The sequence below is a fragment of the Roseovarius sp. genome (assembly GCF_030373445.1).
In the GTDB taxonomy this organism is placed as follows: Bacteria; Pseudomonadota; Alphaproteobacteria; order Rhodobacterales; family Rhodobacteraceae; genus Roseovarius.
The window spans coordinates 521979-541489 of record NZ_JAUCYU010000002.1; the positions used below are offsets into that span (position 1 = coordinate 521979).

The 19511-nt window shown below is 65.5% G+C and carries 18 protein-coding genes; 12 read left to right on the plus strand and 6 right to left on the minus strand.

Translation table 11 applies throughout. From position 1 onward, the window contains the following. Positions 1-86: 86 nt before the first annotated feature. Entirely contained in the window at positions 87-650 is a 564-nt protein-coding gene (locus QUV18_RS06150) for a hypothetical protein (RefSeq protein WP_300892551.1), read from the minus strand. Positions 651-896: 246 nt separating this feature from the next. Here QUV18_RS06150 and QUV18_RS06155 point away from each other — a divergent pair, with 246 nt between their 5' ends. After that, a complete protein-coding gene (locus tag QUV18_RS06155; RefSeq protein ID WP_300892553.1) occupies positions 897-1928 on the plus strand; it encodes a pyridoxal-phosphate dependent enzyme in 1032 nt (343 codons plus the stop codon). Beyond that, positions 1925-3055: a Xaa-Pro peptidase family protein gene (locus tag QUV18_RS06160; RefSeq protein ID WP_300892554.1), complete on the plus strand. Its 1131-nt coding sequence runs from the start codon at positions 1925-1927 to the stop codon at positions 3053-3055. The genes QUV18_RS06155 and QUV18_RS06160 overlap by 4 nt, the downstream gene beginning before the upstream one ends. On the opposite strand, the gene QUV18_RS06165 is transcribed toward QUV18_RS06160, so the two are convergent. Together QUV18_RS06165 and QUV18_RS06170 are read right to left on the minus strand one after the other, a co-directional pair. Then, the gene (locus QUV18_RS06165) at positions 3048-3515 is read right to left on the minus strand and encodes a GNAT family N-acetyltransferase (RefSeq protein WP_300892556.1); all 468 of its coding nucleotides are present in this window, start codon (positions 3513-3515) and stop codon (positions 3048-3050) included. The two genes, QUV18_RS06160 and QUV18_RS06165, sit on opposite strands and share 8 nt — an antisense overlap. Positions 3516-3720: 205 nt before the next feature. After that, entirely contained in the window at positions 3721-4626 is a 906-nt protein-coding gene (locus tag QUV18_RS06170) for a LysR family transcriptional regulator (RefSeq protein ID WP_300892558.1), read from the minus strand. Positions 4627-4772: 146 nt separating this feature from the next. On the opposite strand from QUV18_RS06170, the gene QUV18_RS06175 reads away from it, so the two are divergent. From QUV18_RS06175 to QUV18_RS06220, 10 genes are all read left to right on the plus strand, one after another. Beyond that, complete coding sequence (locus QUV18_RS06175; protein ID WP_300892670.1) at positions 4773-8216, plus strand: indolepyruvate ferredoxin oxidoreductase family protein; 3444 nt, start codon at positions 4773-4775, stop codon at positions 8214-8216. An 81-nt stretch (positions 8217-8297) separates the two neighbouring features. After that, entirely contained in the window at positions 8298-9161 is an 864-nt protein-coding gene (locus QUV18_RS06180; protein WP_300892559.1) for a lysophospholipid acyltransferase family protein, read from the plus strand. 27 nt (positions 9162-9188) lie between these two features. Beyond that, a complete protein-coding gene (murI, locus tag QUV18_RS06185; protein WP_300892560.1) occupies positions 9189-10013 on the plus strand; it encodes a glutamate racemase in 825 nt (274 codons plus the stop codon). Positions 10014-10098: 85 nt separating this feature from the next. After that, the gene (argC, locus tag QUV18_RS06190; RefSeq protein ID WP_300892561.1) at positions 10099-11127 is read left to right on the plus strand and encodes an N-acetyl-gamma-glutamyl-phosphate reductase; all 1029 of its coding nucleotides are present in this window, start codon (positions 10099-10101) and stop codon (positions 11125-11127) included. 18 nt (positions 11128-11145) lie between these two features. Then, positions 11146-11592 (plus strand): cytochrome c maturation protein CcmE, encoded by a 447-nt coding sequence (ccmE, locus tag QUV18_RS06195; protein ID WP_300892562.1) that lies wholly within the window; start codon positions 11146-11148, stop codon positions 11590-11592. A gap of 59 nt (positions 11593-11651) precedes the next feature. Beyond that, positions 11652-12263, plus strand: coding sequence for a holin-associated N-acetylmuramidase (locus tag QUV18_RS06200; protein WP_300892563.1), 612 nt, complete (start codon positions 11652-11654; stop codon positions 12261-12263). Continuing rightward, entirely contained in the window at positions 12254-12847 is a 594-nt protein-coding gene (locus tag QUV18_RS06205) for a holin family protein (RefSeq protein ID WP_300892564.1), read from the plus strand. Before QUV18_RS06200 ends, QUV18_RS06205 begins: the two co-directional genes overlap by 10 nt. Before the next feature lie 58 nt (positions 12848-12905). Then, on the plus strand, positions 12906-14873 hold the full coding sequence (locus QUV18_RS06210; RefSeq protein ID WP_300892565.1) for a heme lyase CcmF/NrfE family subunit: 1968 nt from the start codon (positions 12906-12908) through the stop codon (positions 14871-14873). Continuing rightward, positions 14870-15322: a cytochrome c-type biogenesis protein gene (locus QUV18_RS06215; protein ID WP_300892566.1), complete on the plus strand. Its 453-nt coding sequence runs from the start codon at positions 14870-14872 to the stop codon at positions 15320-15322. The genes QUV18_RS06210 and QUV18_RS06215 overlap by 4 nt, the downstream gene beginning before the upstream one ends. A 72-nt stretch (positions 15323-15394) precedes the next feature. Then, positions 15395-16177 carry an enoyl-CoA hydratase-related protein gene (locus tag QUV18_RS06220; protein ID WP_300892567.1) on the plus strand — a complete coding sequence of 261 codons (783 nt, stop codon included), beginning with the start codon at positions 15395-15397 and terminating at the stop codon, positions 16175-16177. 6 nt (positions 16178-16183) lie between these two features. On the opposite strand, the gene QUV18_RS06225 is transcribed toward QUV18_RS06220, so the two are convergent. The 3 genes from QUV18_RS06225 to gltX form a co-directional block, all read right to left on the minus strand. Further along, entirely contained in the window at positions 16184-16573 is a 390-nt protein-coding gene (locus tag QUV18_RS06225) for a hypothetical protein (protein WP_300892568.1), read from the minus strand. Positions 16574-16730: 157 nt separating this feature from the next. Continuing rightward, complete coding sequence (gltA, locus tag QUV18_RS06230) at positions 16731-18026, minus strand: citrate synthase (RefSeq protein WP_300892570.1); 1296 nt, start codon at positions 18024-18026, stop codon at positions 16731-16733. A gap of 74 nt (positions 18027-18100) precedes the next feature. Continuing rightward, positions 18101-19510 carry a glutamate--tRNA ligase gene (gene gltX / locus QUV18_RS06235; protein WP_300892572.1) on the minus strand — a complete coding sequence of 470 codons (1410 nt, stop codon included), beginning with the start codon at positions 19508-19510 and terminating at the stop codon, positions 18101-18103. Position 19511 lies beyond the last annotated feature (1 nt).

Here is a 19511-nt window from a genome sequence, read left to right on the forward strand (position 1 = left end):
GTTAAGTTCGCGCTGTATGTACATGAATATGGAGGATAAACTGCGGCCCAAGCAAATTGGGCCGCAGTTGGGCAGGGACGGGCCGTTCAGCCGCCCTGAACCTGTTGAATGTGCTCTTCGAGGTGCGCGAGGCGCGAGTGATACTCGAGTGCGCCGCCTTCCTTGACGACCTGCAGCGTGGCGATCGGGAAGGCCAGCGCCGGTACCGGCAGGCCGGCCTGCTCGCTGACATCGACGATGACGATCGCGCCTTCCTCGGCGTCGTCACGGGTCGCGGCGACCGCGCCGATCGTTTCCCCCGTCACGGAGTAGACCGGGGTGCCCTGCTTGGCCGCGTTGAGGATGTTCTCGGGCTCGGTGAGGGCCGTGGTGGCCGCCTCGTTGGGCGCCACGTCATCGTTCACACCTTGCTCGGTCGCGTCCTGCTCCGGGCCCACGGAGACGACCTCGTCGCCCCGGATGCCGTAGCTTTCGGCGTCATAATCGGTGGATTCGTCGATGCCGGGCGCCTCGTCGGCCCGGGCGGCGTTTTCCATCTCGTGGCCTTTTTCCTCGATCGCATTGTCCTCGATCGCATTGTCCTGGGCATAGGCGCCAAGGGCGGTCGCGCTGGTGAGGATCGTGGCGAGGGCCAGTTTGTGGAAGGTCATTCGTAAATCTCCTGTCAGTTGCCTGTTGCAGCGGATGCTGCGGCGGTCGTTCGGCCGGTCCTGCCGGCCTTCGTACCCGCCCAACCAAAGGCAGCGGGCTCATGTTCCTTGATTTACTCGGGGGAAGGCCGGGCCTTCGCGAACGGAAGGAACCGGGGGCCGGCGTCCGGATTTTCGCGGGAAGCGGGCCAACGCGCCCTTGACCCCGGCGCGCCTGCGCTGTGTGCTGCGCCGAGGAGGTCGGTGATGGACATACTCGAGAACGCGTGGCGCATGCGGGGCGGGCTGGACGACGAGGTGATGGCAGGCGTGCCGTGGCCGAGCGTGCAGGCTGGGAGACCGCAGGCCCTGCTGGCGCGCTGTCCGGCGGCGGGGATGACGCCGCTGACGGTGCTGGACGGGTTCGGTGCAACGGTCTGGGCCAAGGACGAGCGCGGGCGGATGGGGCTGGGCAGCTTCAAGGCGCTGGGGGCGGCCTACGTGATCGCGCACGAGGCGGAGGCGACAGGGGCGGAGGATATGAGCCGGGCGCTGGCGGGCCGGACCTACGTGACCGCGAGTGCCGGGAACCACGGCATGTCGGTGGCGGCCGGGGCAGGGATGTTCGGGGCGAAGGCCGTGGTCTACCTGGCCGAGACGGTGCCCGAGGGGTTTGCCCAGCGCTTGCGGGACAAGGGCGCCGAGGTGGTGCGCGAGGGGGCGGAGTACGAGGCCAGCATGGCGGCGGCGGAGCGGGCGGCGGCGGAGAATGGCTGGACGCTGCTGTCGGACAGTTCGTGGCCGGGGTATGTGGATATCCCGCACCGTCTGATGGAGGGGTATCTCGCGCTGGCCGCCGAGGCGGTGGAGCAATGCCCGGAGACGCCCACGCATATCTACCTGCAGGCCGGGGTCGGCGGGCTGGCCGGGGCCTGTGCCGCCTATTTCCGGTCGTGCTGGGGCGGGGCGCCGCGGATCATCGTGGTCGAGCCCGCCGCCGCGCCGGCGCTGATGGAAAGCATCCGGGCGGGGCGCCCGGTGGTGACGGAGGGGCCGGTGTCGAACATGGGGCGCCTGGATTGCAAGGCGCCGTCGCTGATCGCGCTGAAGGGCCTGGCGCGGGATGCGGATGCGTTCGTGACGGTGAGCGATGCCGAGGCCGAGGGGGTTCTGGCCGAGCTGGAGGCGCAGGGGATGGCGACGACGAGTTCGGCCGCGGCGGGGATTGCCGCGGTGAAGGAGATGAACCCGGGCGCGGGGGCGCGGGTGCTGGTCGTCATCAGCGAGGAGGCCGAGTGAGCCGGGGCTTTCCCGTGGCCGAGTACGAGGGCCGGGTGGCCCGGGCGCAGGCGCGGATGGCCGAAGAGGGGCTGGGCGCGCTGTTGCTGACGACCGAGCCGGAGGTGCGGTATTTCACCGGGTTTTTGACGCGGTTCTGGGAATCGCCAAGCCGGCCGTGGTTCCTGGTGGTTCCGGCGGAGGGGAAGCCGATCGCGGTGATCCCGTCGATCGGGGCGGCGCTGATGGCGAGCACATGGGTCGAGGACATCCGGACATGGGCGGCGCCGGACCCCGACGATGACGGGGTGAGCCTGTTGGCCGATGCGCTGCGCGAGGTGGGCGGGCCGGTGGGGGTGCCGTCGCACCTGGAGACGCATCTGCGGATGCCGCTTTCGGATTTCGGGCGGGTTCAGCGGTTGGCGGGGATGGAATTCACCGATGACCGGGGGATCGTGGCAGGGTTGCGCGCGATCAAGTCGGCGGCGGAGATCGGGAAGATTGCCGAAAGCTGTGACGTGGCGGCGCGGGCCTTTGCGCGTGTGGGCGAAATTGCCGCGCCGGGCGTGGCGCTGTCGCGCGTGTTCCGGGATTTCCAGCGGTTGCTGCTGGAGGAGGGGGCGGACTGGGTGCCGTACCTTGCGGGAGGGGCCGGGCCGGAGGGATATGCGGACGTGATCTCGCCGGCGACGGAGGTGCCACTGGCGGAGGGCGATATCCTGATGCTGGATACCGGGGCGGTGCGGGACGGGTATTTCTGCGACTATGACCGGAATTTCGCAATCGGGCGCGCGTCGGAGGGGCAGAGGACGGCGCATGCGCGGCTGTTGGAGGCGGTGCAGGCGGGGCTGGAGGTGGCACGGGCCGGTGTGCGGGCCGACGAGGTCTGGCAGGCCATGGCGGCCGTCACAGGCGGTGGAGAGGGTGCCGGGCGGCTGGGGCACGGGCTTGGGATGCAGTTGACCGAGGGGCTTTCGCTGACGGCGAAGGACCGGACGGTGTTGCAGCCGGGGATGGTGATCACGCTGGAACCGGGTGTGGAGACGGTGCCGGGGCGGATCATGGTGCACGAGGAGAATATCGTGATCACGGAGGGCGCGCCGCGGGTGCTGTCGCCGCTGGCGGGGGCTGAGCTGCCGGTTATCTGAGCGTGTAGCGCAGGAGGGGCAGGCGGCGGCCGGGGATGGAGCCGGAAGGCGCGCTGCCGGCGATTTTCGCGCCCATGCGCTGGTAGAAGGGGACGGCTTCGGGGTCGGCCTCGATCCGCAATTCGGCGGCGTCGAGTTTGCGGGCCTCGGCCACGCACCATGCGAAAAGCTGACGGCCGACACCGGTGCCCATGTGGGGCGGGTCGACGAAGAGCTTCCAGATCTCGGCGCCGTTTTCCTCGGTCTTGACTTGGGCCACGCCGGCGAGGGACCCGTCCCGGTAGGCGGCGGTGAGTGCGGAGGTCACGAGATCGGTTTCAGTGAGGGTCAGCTCCTCGCGGCAGGCGGCCATGAATACCGCGTCGTAGCCCCAGTGCGCCTTGGACCGGAGGCAGAGCGCGGAGAGGTCGGGCAGGTCACCGGCGGAGGGAAATGACAGCGTGATGAGCATGATGCTCATATACACGGCAATTTACGAAAAAAAAGGCCGAGCACTAAGCTCGGCCATAGTCCAACAGGGAGGTATGATGGTGCGCGCGATGCGCGTCACCGTCACGATTGGCAATTAAGAGTTGCAGCCGCGCCGATCAAGGAAAATGATGCTGCGAGTGCATCATGGCCGGTATGTGTTGCATGCATAACTCACACACAAAACGGTCAAAAATTCAGCTATCCGCCTGTTTTTGAACTTCTTTTCTGTAGAGAATAATCTCCTCCTGCACGAAATCGCGGAAGGCGGCAATCCGTTTAGATTGTCTGAGTTCCGACGGGTAGGCGAGGAAAACGGGGACTTCCACCGAGTGAATCTCGGGCAGGACTCGCTCGAGCTGGGTGAAATCGCGACTCAGGTAATCGGGCAGGACCCCGATGCCGAGATTGTGCAGCACGGCCTGCAGGACGCCGTAGTAATTGTTCACCGTCAGAAGGGAGGGGATATCGTTCGTCATCAGCTCCTGCACCAGCGTGGCACCGGCGCCGACCTGGGCCGAGCGGGGATTCTGGCAGATCAGGCGGTGGCCGGACAGGTCGCCGGGGCGTTCGGGCATGCCGTGCTGGGCGAGGTAATCCTGCGAGGCGTAGAGGCACATATGGACGCTCATCAGGCGCTTGCGGATCAGGTCGGCCTGGCTGGGTTCCTTCATGCGGATGGCGACGTCGGCCTCGCGCATGGGGAGGTCGAGCACCTGTTCCTCGAGCATGAGGTCGATGTTGAGCTCGGGGTATTTCTCGAACAGCTTGGGCAGGCGGGGGGCGAGCCAGAGCGTGCCGAAGCCGATGGTGGTGGTCACGCGCAGTTCGCCGAACACCTCCTCCTCGCTGTCGCGGATGCGGGCGGTGGCGGTGTCGAGGCGGCGCATCATGGCCTTGGTGGCGTCGAACAGAAGCTCGCCCTGTTCGGTGAGAATCAGGCCGCGGGCATGGCGGTGGAACAGGGTGGCATTCAGCGAATCCTCGAGCGCGCGAATCTGCCGGGAGATGGCGGATTGCGACAGGTGAAGCTGGTCGCCGGCATGGGTCAGGCTGCCCGCGTCGGCCACCGCATGAAAGATTCTGAGTTTGTCCCAATCCATCGTATTACTTTCGTTACCGGCGTTCCCCGCAGACGAAATAGCAGAAAACCGGGGCCAGTATAGACACCGACCGGTGATCATTTCCTAAATATTGTTTGATAGGTCACTATTTATGACCTATTATTGCTCTATATTTGAACACCAGGATCAACCCATACGGGAGGCCCGCCATGAGCAAGCAGAAGATCAGTCTGAATGACCGCTACGATCTGACGAAATCCCCGGTTTTGCTGAACGGCACGCAGGCGCTGGTGCGCCTGATGCTGATGCAGGCCGCGCGGGACAAGGCGGCGGGGCTGAACACCGCGGGCTATGTCACGGGCTACCGGGGCTCTCCCCTCGGGGCGGTCGACATGCAGATGAAGCGGGCCGAGAAGATCCTGGCGGAGTCGAACGTGACGTTCCAGCCGGGGCTGAACGAGGATCTTGCGGCCACCGCGCTGTGGGGCACGCAACAGGCCGAGATGCGGGGCGAGGGCAAGTATGACGGTGTCTTCGGCCTGTGGTACGGCAAGGGACCGGGGGTCGACCGGTCAGGCGACGTGATGCGGCATGCGAACATGGCCGGCACCTCGAAGCATGGCGGCGTGTTGATGGCGATGGGGGATGACCATACCGGCGAAAGCTCGACCGTGTGCCACCAGTCGGACTGGGCGCTGGTCGATGCCTACATGCCGGTTCTGTCGCCCGCGGGGGTGCAGGAGATCCTCGATTTCGGGCTTTACGGGTTCGCGATGTCGCGCTTTGCCGGCGTGTGGTGCGGGCTGAAGACGATGAAGGACACGGTCGAGGTGACGAGCGTGGTGGATGCGCGGCCGGACCGGCAGCAATTCGTCCTGCCCGAGTTCGACATGCCCGAGGACGGGCTGAACATCCGGCTGGGCGATCACTGGATCCCGCAGGAAACGCGGATGATCGACCACAAGAGGTATGCCGCGGAAGCCTTTGCGCACGCTAATAAAATCGACAAGCGCATGTGGGGCAAGCCGGGAGCCAAGATCGGGTTCGTGGCGGCGGGCAAGAACTGGCTCGACCTCGTGCATGCGCTCGACCTGCTTGGGATCGACGAGGCCGAGGCGGAGCGGCTGGGGGTTACCACCTACAAGGTGGGCCAGACCTTCCCGATGGACATGAAGGGCTTCCACGACTGGGCCGAGGGGCTGGAGCTGATCGTGGTGGTGGAAGAGAAGCGCAAGCTGATCGAGATCCAGATCAAGGAGGCGATCTTCGACGACCGGCGGGGCCGCCGGGTTTACGGCTGGTACAAGGGCGGTGCCGGGGGCATGCATACGGAAGAGCTGTTCCCGACGCGTATGGCGCTGGACCCGATCATGATTGCCGAGAAGATCGGCGATATCCTGATCGAGGAGGGGCGCGGCACCGACCGGGTGAAGGCCGGGCTGGCCGAGATTGCGGAATCGCGCAAGGCGGACAATGCCGAGGATATCGCGTCGCGCCTGCCGTATTTCTGCGCCGGGTGCCCGCACAACACCTCGACCCGGGTGCCCGAGGGGAGCCGGGCCTATGCCGGGATCGGCTGTCACATCATGGCGCTGTGGATGGATCGCGAGACCAGCGGTTACACGCATATGGGGGCCGAGGGGGCGAACTGGATCGGGGAGGAGAAGTTTTCCAAGACCGGGCACGTGTTCCAGAACCTGGGCGACGGGACCTATAACCATTCGGGGCTGCTGGCCATCCGGGCGGCGCTCGCGGCCGGGACGAACATCACCTACAAGATCCTCTACAACGATGCCGTGGCGATGACCGGCGGACAGACCAACGAGGGTGGTCTTGGGCCCGACCGGATTGCGAAAGAACTGCAGGCGATGGGCGTTGAGCACGTGGCCGTCGTCTATGACGAGAAGGAAGAGCCGGACCGGGCGCCGTTCCCGAAAGGCCTTACCTGGCACGAGCGGGAGGAGCTACCGCAGGTTCAGGAGAAGTTCAAGGATATCAAGGGTGTATCTGCCATCATTTACATCCAGACCTGTGCGGCCGAGAAGCGGCGGCGGCGGAAGCGGGGGAATTTCCCCGATCCGGACAAGCGGGTCTTCATCAATACCGATATCTGCGAGGGCTGCGGCGATTGCGGGGTGAAGTCGAACTGCGTGGCCGTGGTGCCGAAGGAGACGGAGCTTGGCCGGAAGCGGGCGATCGACCAGTCGGCCTGCAACAAGGATTTTAGCTGTCTGAAAGGGTTCTGCCCGTCTTTCGTGACGCTGGAAGGGGCGAAGATCCGGAAGGAGGCGGCGACGGAATTGACGCTGCCGGATCTGCCGATGCCCAAGTTGCCGGAGATCAAGCGGACTCATAACGTGGTGATCACCGGCGTTGGCGGCACGGGCGCCGTGACCATCGGGGCCGTGCTGGCGCAGGCCGCGCAGATCGACGGCAAGGGCGCGGGCATGATGGAGATGGCGGGCCTGGCCCAGAAGGGCGGCGCGGTGCATATCCACTGCCGGATTGCCGAGAAGCCGAGCGATATCAGTGCGATCCGCGTGGCGACCGGCGAGGCGGATGCGCTGATCGGCGGTGACCTTGTGGTCAGTGCCGGGGCGAAGACGCTGGGCCTGACCAAGGGCGGGCGCACCGGGGGCGTGGTCAACAGCCACGAGATCATCACCGGCGAGTTCACGCGGAATACGGAGTTCCAGATCCCGTCGGACCGGCTGGAGCTTTCGTTGAAGGCCAAGTTGAAGGACGACGTGCAACTCATTGATACGACTGAGCTTGCGCGGGCCACGATGGGCGACTCGATCTATTCCAACATGATGGTGTTCGGCGCCACGTGGCAGCGGGGAACGATCCCCGTGAGCCTTGAGGCGATCGAGGAAGCGATCCGGCTGAACGGGGCGGCGGTGGATGCCAACCTGCGGGCGTTCGAGATCGGCCGCTGGGCCGCGGCCTTCCCGGAGGAGGCCGGGAAGATGATCGCGCCGAACGTGGTGGAGATGCCGAAATCGCTCGAGGAGCGGATTTCATATCGGGAGGATCACCTTGTCGCGTACCAGGGCAAGGGGCTGGCCAAGCGGTATCGGAAGCTGGTCGATGACATCTCGGACCCGCAGGTGAAGGAGGCGGTGGCCAAGGGCTATCACAAGCTTCTGTCCTACAAGGACGAGTACGAGGTGGCGCGGCTGCTGCTGAAGAGCCGGGACAAGGCCAAGGAAGTGTTCGACGGCGACTTCAGGATGACCTTCCACCTTGCGCCGCCGATCCTTGGCGGGAAGGGGCCGGACGGCAAGCCGAAGAAGCGCGAGTTCGGGCCGTGGCTGGAGACACCGCTGCGCGTTCTGCCGAAGCTGAAGGCGCTCAGGGGCACGCCGCTGGATATCTTCGGCTATTCCGCGGAGCGGCGGATGGAGCGCGGCTTGATCAAGCAGTACGAGGCCGACATGGCCGAAGTGCTGCCGAAGCTGGATGCCAAGACGCATGATGCGATTGTCGCGCTGGCGGAACTGCCGCTGTCGATCCGCGGGTTCGGGCATGTGAAGCAGGCCAATGAGACCAAGGCAGCCAAGCGGCGCGAGGAGCTTCTGGCGGTGATCCGGTCGGGCGGGGAGGAGATGGCGAAAGCGGCGCAGTGATCTGTCACAAAAGCTTCACCAAGACTGTTCAGAACCGTCTAAAACATCGATCAGGCGCGCGAATCGAACAGGACTGGGACCATGCGGCAGGACCGGCACATTGCCCGCGACATAAGCTATTCATATTCCGCGCAAACCCGCAGCGGGCGGGCGATGATCCGGACGATGGAGAACCTGACGGGGCGCATCCGGCTGATCAAGCGGGCGGAAGGCTATGAACGGGAAGTGGCCGAGGGGCGCGACTTCTGGCAGGTCATGGTGGAGCGCTATGGGCTGACGCTGGACGTGATCGGCGGGAGCCTTGCCAACATCCCGCGCGAGGGGCCGCTGGTTCTGATCGCGAACCATCCGTACGGGATTCTGGATGGGCTGATGATGGGGCATATCCTGAGCCAGACGCGGCCGGATTTCCGGATTCTGGCGCATCACGTGTTTCGCAAGGCGGAGGACCTGAACCGGATCATCCTGCCCATCGACTTCGAGGAGACGAAGGAAGCGATGGCGCTGAACCTGCAGACGCGGCGGGTGGCACATGAGTATCTGAGCCAGGGCGGCGCGATCGGGATTTTTCCGGGCGGCACGGTGTCGACGGCGGCCAAGCCGTTTGCGCAGCCGCTCGACCCGTCGTGGCGCAATTTCACGGCGCGGCTTGTGGGGCGCAGCAATGCGACCGTGGTGCCGGTGTTCTTCGACGGGCATACCAGCCGCCTGTTCCAGCTTGCCAGCCACCTGCATTACACGTTGCGGATGGGCTTGCTGATCAAGGAATTCAGCAAGCGTGTCGACACCTCGGTACGCGTGGTGGTGGGCGAGCCGATCGGGCGGGACGAGCTCGATGCGCGCGCGAAAGAGTCGAAATCCCTCATGGCATTCCTTCGGCAGAAGACGTATGAGCTTAGCCCGAGGCCGATCAATCCAAACGATCTGGGCTTCGAGTTCGAATGAGGGGCGCCCCGCGCGGGCTGCAGGCAGATGACGGTTGGTATTTTCGACAGCGGGCTTGGCGGCCTGACCGTGCTGGATGCGGTCAGCAAGCGGTTGCCCGACGTGAATTTCATCTATCTGGGTGACAACGCGCATGCGCCTTACGGGGTGCGGGATGCCGACGATGTCTATCATCTGACCAAGGCGCATGTGGAGACGCTTTGGGACATGGGCTGCAACCTGGTCGTGCTGGCCTGCAATACCGCGTCGGCCGCTGCGCTGCGCCGGATGCAGGAAGACGGCGTGCCCAAGGGCAAGCGGGTGCTGGGCGTGTTCGTGCCGCTGATCGAGGCGCTGACCGAACGGAACTGGGGCGACAATTCCCCGCCACGGGAAGTGGCGGTGAAGCATGTGGCGCTGTTTGCGACGCCGGCGACGGTGTCGAGCCGGGCGTTCCAGCGGGAACTGGCGTTTCGGGCGATCGGCGTGGATGTGGAGACGCAGGCCTGTGGCGGCGTGGTGGATGCCATAGAGGAAGGCGACATGATCCTGGCCGAGGCGCTGGTGAAAAGCCATGTCGAGGCGCTGAAGCGGAAGATGCCGCATCCGGAGGCGGCGGTGCTGGGGTGTACCCATTACCCGTTGATGGAGGATGTGTTCCAGGCGGCGTTGGGCGAGAATGTGCAGGTGTATTCGCAGGCCGAGCTTGTGGCGGCGAGCCTGGCCGATTACCTCGAGCGGCACCCGGAGATGCGGGGCGATGACTTGCCGGCAAGGTTCCTGACCACGGGCGATGCGCGGCGCGTGTCGGACCGGGCGACGCAGTTCCTCCGACGAAAGATCACGTTCGAGGCCGCGCCCGTGATGGCCTGAGCCCTGGACTGGGCCCAGACGCCGCATTGCGGGGCGCGGGCTTTTCTCTTAAATCCTTTCCAGCTTTCCTGAACGAGGTCTGACCATGACCCAGAAAATCGCGATTCTCGGCGCGTCCGGATATACCGGCGCCGAACTTGTCCGGCTGATCGCCACCCATCCGGGGATGGAGATTGCCGCCCTTGCCGCCAATTCCAAGGCCGGCCAAAGCATGGCCCAGGTGTTTCCGCATCTGCGCCATCTCGACCTGCCCGACCTGGTGACGATCGAGGAGATCGACTTTGCCGGGATCGACCTCTGCTTTTGCGCGCTGCCGCACAAGACCAGCCAGGAGGTGATCAGTGCCTTGCCGGGGGATTTGAAGATCGTCGACCTGTCGGCGGATTTCCGGCTGCGCGATCCGGAGGCCTATCAGAAGTGGTACGGGAACCCCCATGCGGCGGTGGAGAAGCAGGGAGAGGCGGTTTATGGCCTGACCGAGTTCTACCGCGACGAGATTGCCGGGGCGCGGCTGGTGGCCGGGACGGGGTGCAATGCCGCGACCGGGCAGTTCGTGCTGCGGCCGCTGATCGCGGGCAAGGTGATCGACCTCGACGAGATCATCCTCGATTTGAAATGCGGGGTGTCGGGGGCGGGGCGGAGCCTGAAGGAGAACCTGCTGCATGCCGAGTTGTCGGAGGGGTACAACGCCTATGCCGTGGGCGGGACGCACCGGCACCTGGGCGAGTTCGACCAGGAGTTTTCGGCGATCGCCGGGCAGGAGGTTCGGATCCAGTTCACGCCGCACCTGGTGCCGGTGAACCGGGGGATCCTGGCGACGGCTTATGTGAAGGGGGAGGCCGAGCAGGTACACGAGGCGCTGGCGAAGGCCTATGCCGCGGAGCCGTTCATCGAGGTCCTTCCGTTTGGCGAGACGCCCAGCACGCACCATGTTCGGGGCAGTAACTTCTGCCATATCGGCGTGGTGGGCGACCGGTTGCCGGGCCGTACCATCGTGGTGGGGGCGCTTGACAACCTGACCAAAGGGTCGAGCGGGCAGGCCATCCAGAACGCCAACCTGATGCTAGGGCTCGAGGAGACGGAGGGGCTTATGCTGGCCCCGCTGTTTCCGTGAGCTTCGGGGTGTAGTGCCATGAAGTCGCTGAAGAAAAAACGCAGGGTGCAGATCATCGCGATTGCGGCGGTGGCGCTGATCGCCTCGACCGCGCTGATCGGTTACGCGATGCGCGACGGGATCAATTTTTTCCGTTCGCCCAGCCAGATCATGGCCGAGCCGCCGGCGCCGACGGAAGTGTTTCGCATCGGCGGGCTTGTCGAGGAAGGCAGCCTTGTGCGCGGCGAGGGCGAGACGGTGCGGTTCAACGTGACCGATGGGGGCGCGGCGGTGCCTGTCACCTATACCGGCGTGCTGCCCGACCTTTTTGCCGAGAACCAGGGGATGGTTGGCACGGGGACCTATGAGAACGGGGTGTTCGTGGCGTCGGAAATCCTTGCCAAGCATGACGAGGATTACATGCCGAAGGAAGTGATCGACAGCCTGAAGGAGCAGGGCGTTTACCAGCAACCGGACGGTAGCTGAACCTGCTGTTAACTATCTCTTCCCAGCTTTTCCGCGAGCAAGTGGCGGAGGGGCTGGTGATGCAGACCGTGGAAGAGATCGCGAAAGAGATCGTGGGCCGTGAAGGCGGGTTCGTGAACGACCTGGACGATCCGGGCGGGGCGACGAAGCATGGCGTGACGATCCACACGATGCGGCGGCTGGGGCTGGATTTGACCGGCGATGGCGCGGTGGGCGTGGCGGATGTGCGGGCGCTGAGCCGGACGCAGGCCGAGGCGATCTTCATCGAGCATTACTTTCGCCGGCCAAGGATCGGGTCGCTGCCCGTGTCGCTGCAGGCGTCGGTGTTCGACATGTACGTGAATGCCGGGGGCAACGCGGTGAAGATCCTGCAGCGGCTTTTGCGGCAGATGGGCCATGACGTGGCCGTCGACGGGGTGATCGGGCCGCAGACGGCAAATGCGGCGCAGGCGGCCCATGCGGCGGCGCCGGACCACCTGGCGGATGCCTACGGCATTGCAAGGCGCAACTATTACTTCCGGCTGGCCGACCGGCGCCCGGCGTCTCGCAAATATGCGCGGACGCGGGCCGGCGGGAAGGGTGGCTGGATCAAACGGGCCGAGGCGTTCATCTCGCCGCGCTACCACATGACGGAGGCCGAGTTCGGCCGGAGGGTGGCGGCATGGGGCTGATCGGGCAGGTTTTCCGGCTGCTGTTCGGTGACGGTCGCAACGTGGTGGCGGAAACGGCGGAGGTTTTCCGGGTCAATGCCGACGGGGCGGATGCGCGGGCCGCCGATATCCAGTCGGCGGCGCTGGCGCAACTGGCGGCGGAGTTCCAGCACCCGAAGAAGGGGCTGTTCGACCGGGTGATCGACGGGCTGAACCGGATACCGCGCCCGGCGATGGCGCTTGGGACGCTGGCGCTGTTCGTCTTGGCGATGACCAACCCGGTGTGGTTTTCCGAGCGGATGCAGGGGATCGCGCTGGTGCCCGAGCCGATGTGGTGGCTGCTGGGGGCGATCGTGAGTTTCTATTTCGGCGCGCGGCACCAGGCCAAGGGGCAGGATTTCCAGCGCTCGCTGGCCGGTGTCATGGCGCGGACGCCGCAGGTGGTGGACAATATCGCGGCGCTGCGCCGGTTGGAGCCGGGCACGCCCGGGGCGGCGGCGACGGGGCATGATGCGGGGCTGGCGCTGGAGACGGTCGTGGACGGGGAGAACCCGGCGCTGGACGCGTGGCGGCGGGGGCGGGACGTGACCCCCGCGACAATGTGATCCGGCGCGCGCGCCGATTGTCATTGGCCCGCAGGGCGCGGAAATCTATAAGGGGCGCATGATTACCGAGCTTGGTCACTTCGCCCTGATCCTCGCCTTCTTCGTGGCGTGCTTTCAGGCTCTCGTTCCGCTTGTCGGCGCCCACAAGGGCTGGGCCGGCTGGATGTCGGCGGCAGAACCGGCGGCGGTGTTGCAGTTCCTGCTGACCGCCGGGGCGTTCCTGGCGCTGATGTGGGCCTTCGTGACCTCGGACTTCTCGCTGCAGCTGGTGGTGCAGAACAGCCATTCGCTGAAGCCGATGCTGTACAAGATCACCGGCGTGTGGGGGAACCACGAAGGCTCGATGCTGCTGTGGGTGCTGATCGTCACGCTGTTCGGCTTCTTCGCGGCGTGGTTCGGGCGGGAGTTGCCGCCGACGCTGAAGGCGCGAGTGCTGGCTGTGCAGGGGATGATCGGGGCGGCGTTCTTTGCCTTCATCCTGTTCACCTCGAACCCGTTTTTGCGCATGGCGGTGCCGCCATTCGACGGCACGGACCTCAACCCGCTGTTGCAGGACCCGGGCCTCGCGTTTCATCCGCCGTTTCTATACCTCGGCTATGTCGGGCTTTCGATGACCTTCTCCTTTGCCGTGGCGGCGCTGATCGAGGGGCGGGTCGATGCGGCCTGGGGCCGGTGGGTGCGGCCCTATACGCTGGCGGCGTGGGTGTTCCTGACCATCGGCATCGGGCTGGGCTCGTGGTGGGCCTATTACGAGCTGGGCTGGGGCGGGTTCTGGTTCTGGGACCCGGTGGAAAACGCGAGCTTCATGCCCTGGCTGATCGCTGCGGCGCTGTTGCATTCGGCGGTGGTGGTGGAGAAGCGGGAAAGCCTGAAAAGCTGGACGATCCTGCTGGCAATCATCGCCTTTGGGTTCTCGATGATCGGGGCGTTTATCACCCGGTCGGGGGTGATCACCTCGGTGCATGCCTTTGCGTCGGACCCGGAGCGGGGGGTCTTCCTGCTGCTGATCCTGGCCGGGTTCATGATGCTGGGGCTGACGCTGTTCGCGGCGCGTGCGGGTGTCATGCAGTCAAAGGGGGTGTTCGGGTTGGTGAGCCGCGAGTCGGTGCTGGTGGTGAACAACCTGCTGCTGGGCGTTGCGGCTTTCGTGGTGTTCGTGGGCACGATCTGGCCATTGGTGGCCGAGATGTTCTTTGACCGGAAGCTGTCGGTCGGGGCGCCGTTCTTCAACCTGGCCTTCACGCCGTTCATGATCGCGCTGGGGCTGCTGTTGCCGGTGGGCGCGATGCTGTCGTGGAAGCGGGCGCAGGTGGGCCGGGTGCTGAGGAAGCTGGCGCCGGTTTTCGTGCTGGCGGTGGCTGTTGGCGTGCTCGCCTGGGCCATGCAGACCGGGCGGAGCGCGGTAGGGCCGGTGGGGCTGTTCCTGGCCGCGTGGCTGATCGGCGGGGCGATCACGGATATCTGGTCGCGTACCGGGCGGGGTGGCGACAGGCTGGGCCGGTTGCGGCGCTTGCCCCGGGGGGACTGGGGCAAGACGGTGGCCCATGCGGGGCTTGGCGTGACGATGGCGGGCGTGGCCGCGATGACCGCGTGGGAGGTCGAGGATATCCGCGTGGTGCAGGAAGGCGGCAGCTTCGAGGTGGCGGGCTTTACCCTGACGCTCGACGGTGTGCGGCAGGTCGAGGGGCCGAACTATCGCTCGACCATGGGGGATTTCACGCTGGCGAAGGATGGTGACGAGATCGCCACGATGCATCCGGAGAAGCGGGTCTATCCCGTGGCTGGTATGCCGACGACCGAAGCGGCGCTGGATAACGGGTTCCTGCGCGATGTCTACGTGGTGATCGGCGATCCGCAATCTGGCGGCGGCTGGGCCGTTCGGACTTATTACAAGCCGCTGGCCAATTGGATCTGGGGCGGCGCGATCCTGATGGCGCTTGGCGGGGCGCTGTCGCTGTCGGACCGGCGGTACCGCGTGGCGGCCGGGGCGCGCCGCACGCGGGCACAGGGGGTTCCGGCGGAATGAAGCGGCTGGTGCTTGTCCTTTGCCTTGTGGCGGGGCCGCTTTTCGCGGTGCAGCCGGACGAGATGCTGGACGACCCGGCGCTCGAGGCGCGGGCGCGGGACATTTCGGCGGGCCTGCGCTGCCTGGTGTGCCGGAACGAAAGCATCGACGATTCCAATGCCGAACTGGCCGGGGACCTGCGCGTGCTGGTGCGGGAGCGGCTGCTGGCGGGTGATACGAACGAGGAGGTCGTGGACTATATCGTCGACCGGTATGGCGAGTACGTGCTGCTGAAGCCGCAGACCGGCGGGTCGAACCTGGTTCTGTGGCTGGCGGGGCCGGCGATGTTGTTGCTGGGGGCGGCGATCGGCGTGGTGTTCGTGCGCCGCCGGTCGCAGGCGGCACCGCAGGCCGAGGCGGTGCTGACGGACGAGGAACAGGCGCGGCTGCGCGAGATCATGAAGGAATGACGCATCGTCGGGCTTGGCCCGTGCGGTGCTTTGGCGCTAGACCTTTGGCGTGAGACTTCGAAAGGCGCACCCTTGAAACAGTACCAGACCATTACGCTCGAGATCGAGAACGACATCGCCGTGTTGCGGCTTGACCGGCCGGACCGGATGAATGCGCTGAGTACGCAGATGCGGGCGGAGATCACCGACGCGGTGCGCTTTGCCCCCCAGGAGGGGGCGCGGGTCGTGGTGCTGACGGGCAATGGCAAGGCGTTCTGTTCCGGACAGGACCTGTCGGATAGCGGAACCGCGGCGGCGCTCGACCTGGAAAGGGTGTTGCGGGACGAGTACGTGCCGATGCTCAAGGCGATCAGCGAGTGCCCGGTGCCGACCATTTCCGCCGTGAACGGCCCGGCCGCCGGAGCGGGGGCGAACCTTGCGCTGGTGGCGGACGTGGTGATCGCGACGGAGAGCGCGTATTTCCTTCAGGCGTTTACGCGGATCGGGCTTATTCCCGATGCCGGGGGCACGTTCTGGCTGCCGAGACAGATGGGGGCGGCGAAGGCGATGGGGGCGGCGCTGTTCGCCGAGCCGATCAGCGCCCGAGAGGCCGACCAGTGGGGGATGATCTGGGAGGCGGTGCCGGATGCGGAGTTCGATACGCATTGGCGGGCGCGGGCGGAACACCTGGCCAAGGGGCCGACGGCGGCCTATCGGAACCTGAAACAGGCGATCCGGGGGAGCTGGGAGAACGGGCTGGATGCGCAGCTTGACCTGGAAGCGCGGCTTCAGGGGGAGTGCGGCAACTCGCGTGATTTCAAGGAAGGCGTGGTGGCGTTCCAGGAGAAGCGGACGGCGAAGTTCGAGGGCCGCTGAGCGTCGTCAGCTCGGCGTTTGCGTGACGGCAACGTTGTCGAGCGTGAAGCCGGTGTCGTCGAGAAACAGCACCGCTACGGGTTTTCCGTTTGCCATCAAGGCGCTTACGGCGCGGTCTTCATCCGTTGCGACGGTGAGCTGCGGCAGGGGCGCGCCGGCGTCGAATTCCAGCGACAGGACATGTTCGCGCGGGTCGAAGCCGGCGATGCGAACCGGGCCTTCGCTTTCGGTCCAGTAGCTCTCTCGCTCCAGCGACGTTCTGAGGAACCCCGGCAGGGTGCCCCGTTCGGCCTGTGCCACGGCCCGGGCCGCGCGGGGGCGGGGCGTGGCCTCGGCGGGCCGGCGCAGGATGGGCGCCGGGGCGTGCGGGGGGATATGCGGTGCTCGATACGTCATGGTTGCCGCCCGTTGGAATACCCGGCCGGTATGGCAGAACGAGGGAAAACAGGTGGTGAATCCGCGCCGGTTGCGTGTCGAGGATTTTAGCCGATTGCCATGAAAAAGCCCCGGGCAGGAGGTCTGCCCGGGGCCGGTATCTTCTCGTGAACGAGGCTTAGCGCTTCTCAATGTCCACATAGTCGCGCAGCGTGGCGCCCTGGTAGAGCTGACGCGGGCGGCCGATCTTGAGTTGGGGATCGGCGATCATTTCCTTCCACTGCGAGATCCAGCCGACCGTGCGGCTGAGCGCGAAGATGGGCGTGAACATCGAGGTGGGGAAGCCCATCGCCTCGAGGATGATGCCCGAGTAGAAGTCGACGTTCGGGAAGAGCTTCTTGTCGACGAAGTAGTCGTCTTCCAGAGCCGCCTTTTCCAGCTCCTTGGCCACCTGCAGGGTCGGGTTGTCCTCGATGCCGAGCAGGTCGAGCACCTCGTCGGCGGACTGCTTCATCACCTTGGCGCGCGGATCGAAGTTCTTGTAGACCCGGTGGCCGAAGCCCATCAGGCGGAACTCGTCATTCTTGTCCTTGGCGCGGGCGATGTATTCTGGGATCTTGTCGACCGTGCCGATCTCGCGCAGCATTTCGAGGCAGGCCTGGTTGGCGCCGCCATGGGCCGGGCCCCAGAGACAGGCGATGCCCGCCGCGATACAGGCGAATGGGTTGGCGCCCGAGGAGGAGGCGAGGCGCACCGTCGAAGTCGAGGCGTTCTGCTCGTGGTCAGCGTGGAGGGTGAAGATTCGGTCCATCGCGCGGCTCAGGATCGGGTTCACCTCGTAATCTTCGGCCGGCACGGCAAAGCACATGCGCAGGAAGTTCGATGCGTAGTCGATATCGTTGCGCGGGTACACGAAGGGCTGGCCAATGGAATACTTGTAGGCCATGGCCGCGATCGTCGGCATCTTGGCGACGAGGCGGATCGAGGCGACCTCGCGCTGCCACGGGTCGTTGATGTCGGTCGAGTCGTGGTAGAAGGCCGAGAGGGCCCCGACCACGCCCACCATGATCGCCATCGGGTGCGCATCCCGGCGGTAGCCGCGGAACAGGAAGTGCATCTGTTCGTGCAGCATCGTGTGGTTGGTCACGCGATCCTCGAAATCCTCGAGCTGTGCGGCCGAGGGCAGTTCGCCGTAAAGCAGGAGGTAGCAGACCTCGAGGAAATGAGATTTCTCGGCCAGCTGGTCGATCGGGTAGCCGCGGTGCAGCAGCTCGCCCTTGTCACCGTCGATATAGGTGATGGTGCTGTCGCAGCTTGCGGTCGAGGTGAAGCCGGGATCATAGGTGAACACGCCCGCCTGCCCGTAGAGCTTGCGGATGTCGATCACGTCGGGGCCGGCGGTGGGCGACAGGATCGGCAGTTCGTAGTCGGTACCGTCGATCGTCAGTTTCGCGGATTTGTTACTGTCAGCCATAGGGGTACTCCCTCTTCGCGCCCGCGCGGAAATTCGCACTCGGGCAGGTTTCTTTCATCTGGCCTTTCGAGAGGTCAACCTTTCTCGCAGGCGGCATCCTCGAGCCGGGCAAGGGATTCTTCCCGCCCCAGCACGAGCATCATATCGAACACGCTAGGTGTCGCAGCCCGGCCGGCCAGTGCGGCCCGCATCGGGCCCGCCAGCTTGCCGAATTTGGTATCAATGGACTCGGCGAACTGCATCGCGGCAGCCTCCAGATCCTCACGCGTCCAACTAGCATTTTGCATATGCGGCGTCAATTGCCCCAGTATACCACGGGATACATCATCGAGGTTCTTCGCCGCCTTCTCGTCGGGCCGGATTGGCCGATCCGCCAGAATAAATTCGGCTTTTTCAAGCAGTTCCGGAAACGTCTTGGCCCGCTCCTTGAGGCAGTACATGCCGGCCCCGAGCAAGGCTGTCTTGGCGTCATCGAGTGGCGGGGCGCCGGTGACCGTTTGGAACTCGAGAAGCTCATGCAGCAGCGCAGCATCGCCGGATGCGGCGATATGCTGGCCGCTGAGATTGTCGAGCTTCTTGAAGTCGAACCGGGCGGGGGATTTGCCGATACCGGAGAGGTCGAACCACTCCTTCGCCTGTGCATCGGTGAAGAACTCGTCGTCGCCGTGGCTCCAGCCCAACCGGGCGAGGTAGTTGCGCATGCCCGCGGCCGGGTAGCCCATGCGCTGGTATTCCTCGACGCCGAGCGCGCCGTGGCGTTTCGACAGTTTCTTGCCGTCGGGCCCGTGGATCAGCGGGATATGGGCGTAGACGGGCAGGGGCCAGCCCATCGCCTGGTAGATCATCATCTGCCGGGCGGCGTTGTTGAGGTGGTCATCCCCCCGGATCACGTGCGTGACACCCATGTCATGATCATCCACGGCGACGGCCAGCATGTAAACCGGTGTGCCATCGCTGCGTAACAGGACCATGTCGTCGAGCTGGTCGTTGCGGATGGTGACGTCGCCCTGCACCTCGTCGCGGATGATGGTGCTGCCGTCGCGCGGGGCCTTGATGCGGATGACGTAAGGCGCATCCGGGTGCGTGGAAGGATCGGCATCGCGCCAGGGGCTCCGGAAGAGGGTGGAGCGGCCCTCGGCCCGGGCGGCCTCGCGGAAGGCTTCGATCTCCTCCTGTGTCGAGAAACACTTGAAGGCCTCGCCCTTTTCCAGCAGCTCGCGGGCGACTTCGGCATGGCGGTCGGCGCGCGCCGCCTGGCTGACGGCCTCGCCATCGTGATCCAGGCCCAGCCATTCCAGACCGTCGAGGATGGCCTGCGTTGCCTCGGGGGTCGAGCGGGCGCGGTCGGTATCCTCGATCCGCAGGAGGAACTTCCCGCCGCGGCCCCGCGCGTAGAGCCAGTTGAACAGCGCCGTCCGTGCCCCGCCGATATGCAGAAAGCCGGTGGGAGAAGGGGCAAATCGGGTGACGACCGTCTCGGACATG

What these genes read in the sequence shown, in the direction of transcription:
- QUV18_RS06155 (WP_300892553.1), top strand. Translation starts at nt 897, where the DNA reads ATGGACATACTCGAGAACGCGTGGCGCATGCGGGGCGGGCTGGACGAC.
- murI (WP_300892560.1), top strand. Translation starts at nt 9,189, where the DNA reads ATGACGGTTGGTATTTTCGACAGCGGGCTTGGCGGCCTGACCGTGCTG.
- QUV18_RS06150 (WP_300892551.1), bottom strand. Translation starts at nt 650, where the DNA reads ATGACCTTCCACAAACTGGCCCTCGCCACGATCCTCACCAGCGCGACC.
- QUV18_RS06170 (WP_300892558.1), bottom strand. Translation starts at nt 4,626, where the DNA reads ATGGATTGGGACAAACTCAGAATCTTTCATGCGGTGGCCGACGCGGGC.
- QUV18_RS06165 (WP_300892556.1), bottom strand. Translation starts at nt 3,515, where the DNA reads ATGAGCATCATGCTCATCACGCTGTCATTTCCCTCCGCCGGTGACCTG.
- gltX (WP_300892572.1), bottom strand. Translation starts at nt 19,510, where the DNA reads ATGTCCGAGACGGTCGTCACCCGATTTGCCCCTTCTCCCACCGGCTTT.
- gltA (WP_300892570.1), bottom strand. Translation starts at nt 18,026, where the DNA reads ATGGCTGACAGTAACAAATCCGCGAAACTGACGATCGACGGTACCGAC.
- QUV18_RS06215 (WP_300892566.1), top strand. Translation starts at nt 14,870, where the DNA reads ATGAAGCGGCTGGTGCTTGTCCTTTGCCTTGTGGCGGGGCCGCTTTTC.
- QUV18_RS06225 (WP_300892568.1), bottom strand. Translation starts at nt 16,573, where the DNA reads ATGACGTATCGAGCACCGCATATCCCCCCGCACGCCCCGGCGCCCATC.
- argC (WP_300892561.1), top strand. Translation starts at nt 10,099, where the DNA reads ATGACCCAGAAAATCGCGATTCTCGGCGCGTCCGGATATACCGGCGCC.
- QUV18_RS06200 (WP_300892563.1), top strand. Translation starts at nt 11,652, where the DNA reads ATGCAGACCGTGGAAGAGATCGCGAAAGAGATCGTGGGCCGTGAAGGC.
- QUV18_RS06180 (WP_300892559.1), top strand. Translation starts at nt 8,298, where the DNA reads ATGCGGCAGGACCGGCACATTGCCCGCGACATAAGCTATTCATATTCC.
- ccmE (WP_300892562.1), top strand. Translation starts at nt 11,146, where the DNA reads ATGAAGTCGCTGAAGAAAAAACGCAGGGTGCAGATCATCGCGATTGCG.
- QUV18_RS06210 (WP_300892565.1), top strand. Translation starts at nt 12,906, where the DNA reads ATGATTACCGAGCTTGGTCACTTCGCCCTGATCCTCGCCTTCTTCGTG.
- QUV18_RS06205 (WP_300892564.1), top strand. Translation starts at nt 12,254, where the DNA reads ATGGGGCTGATCGGGCAGGTTTTCCGGCTGCTGTTCGGTGACGGTCGC.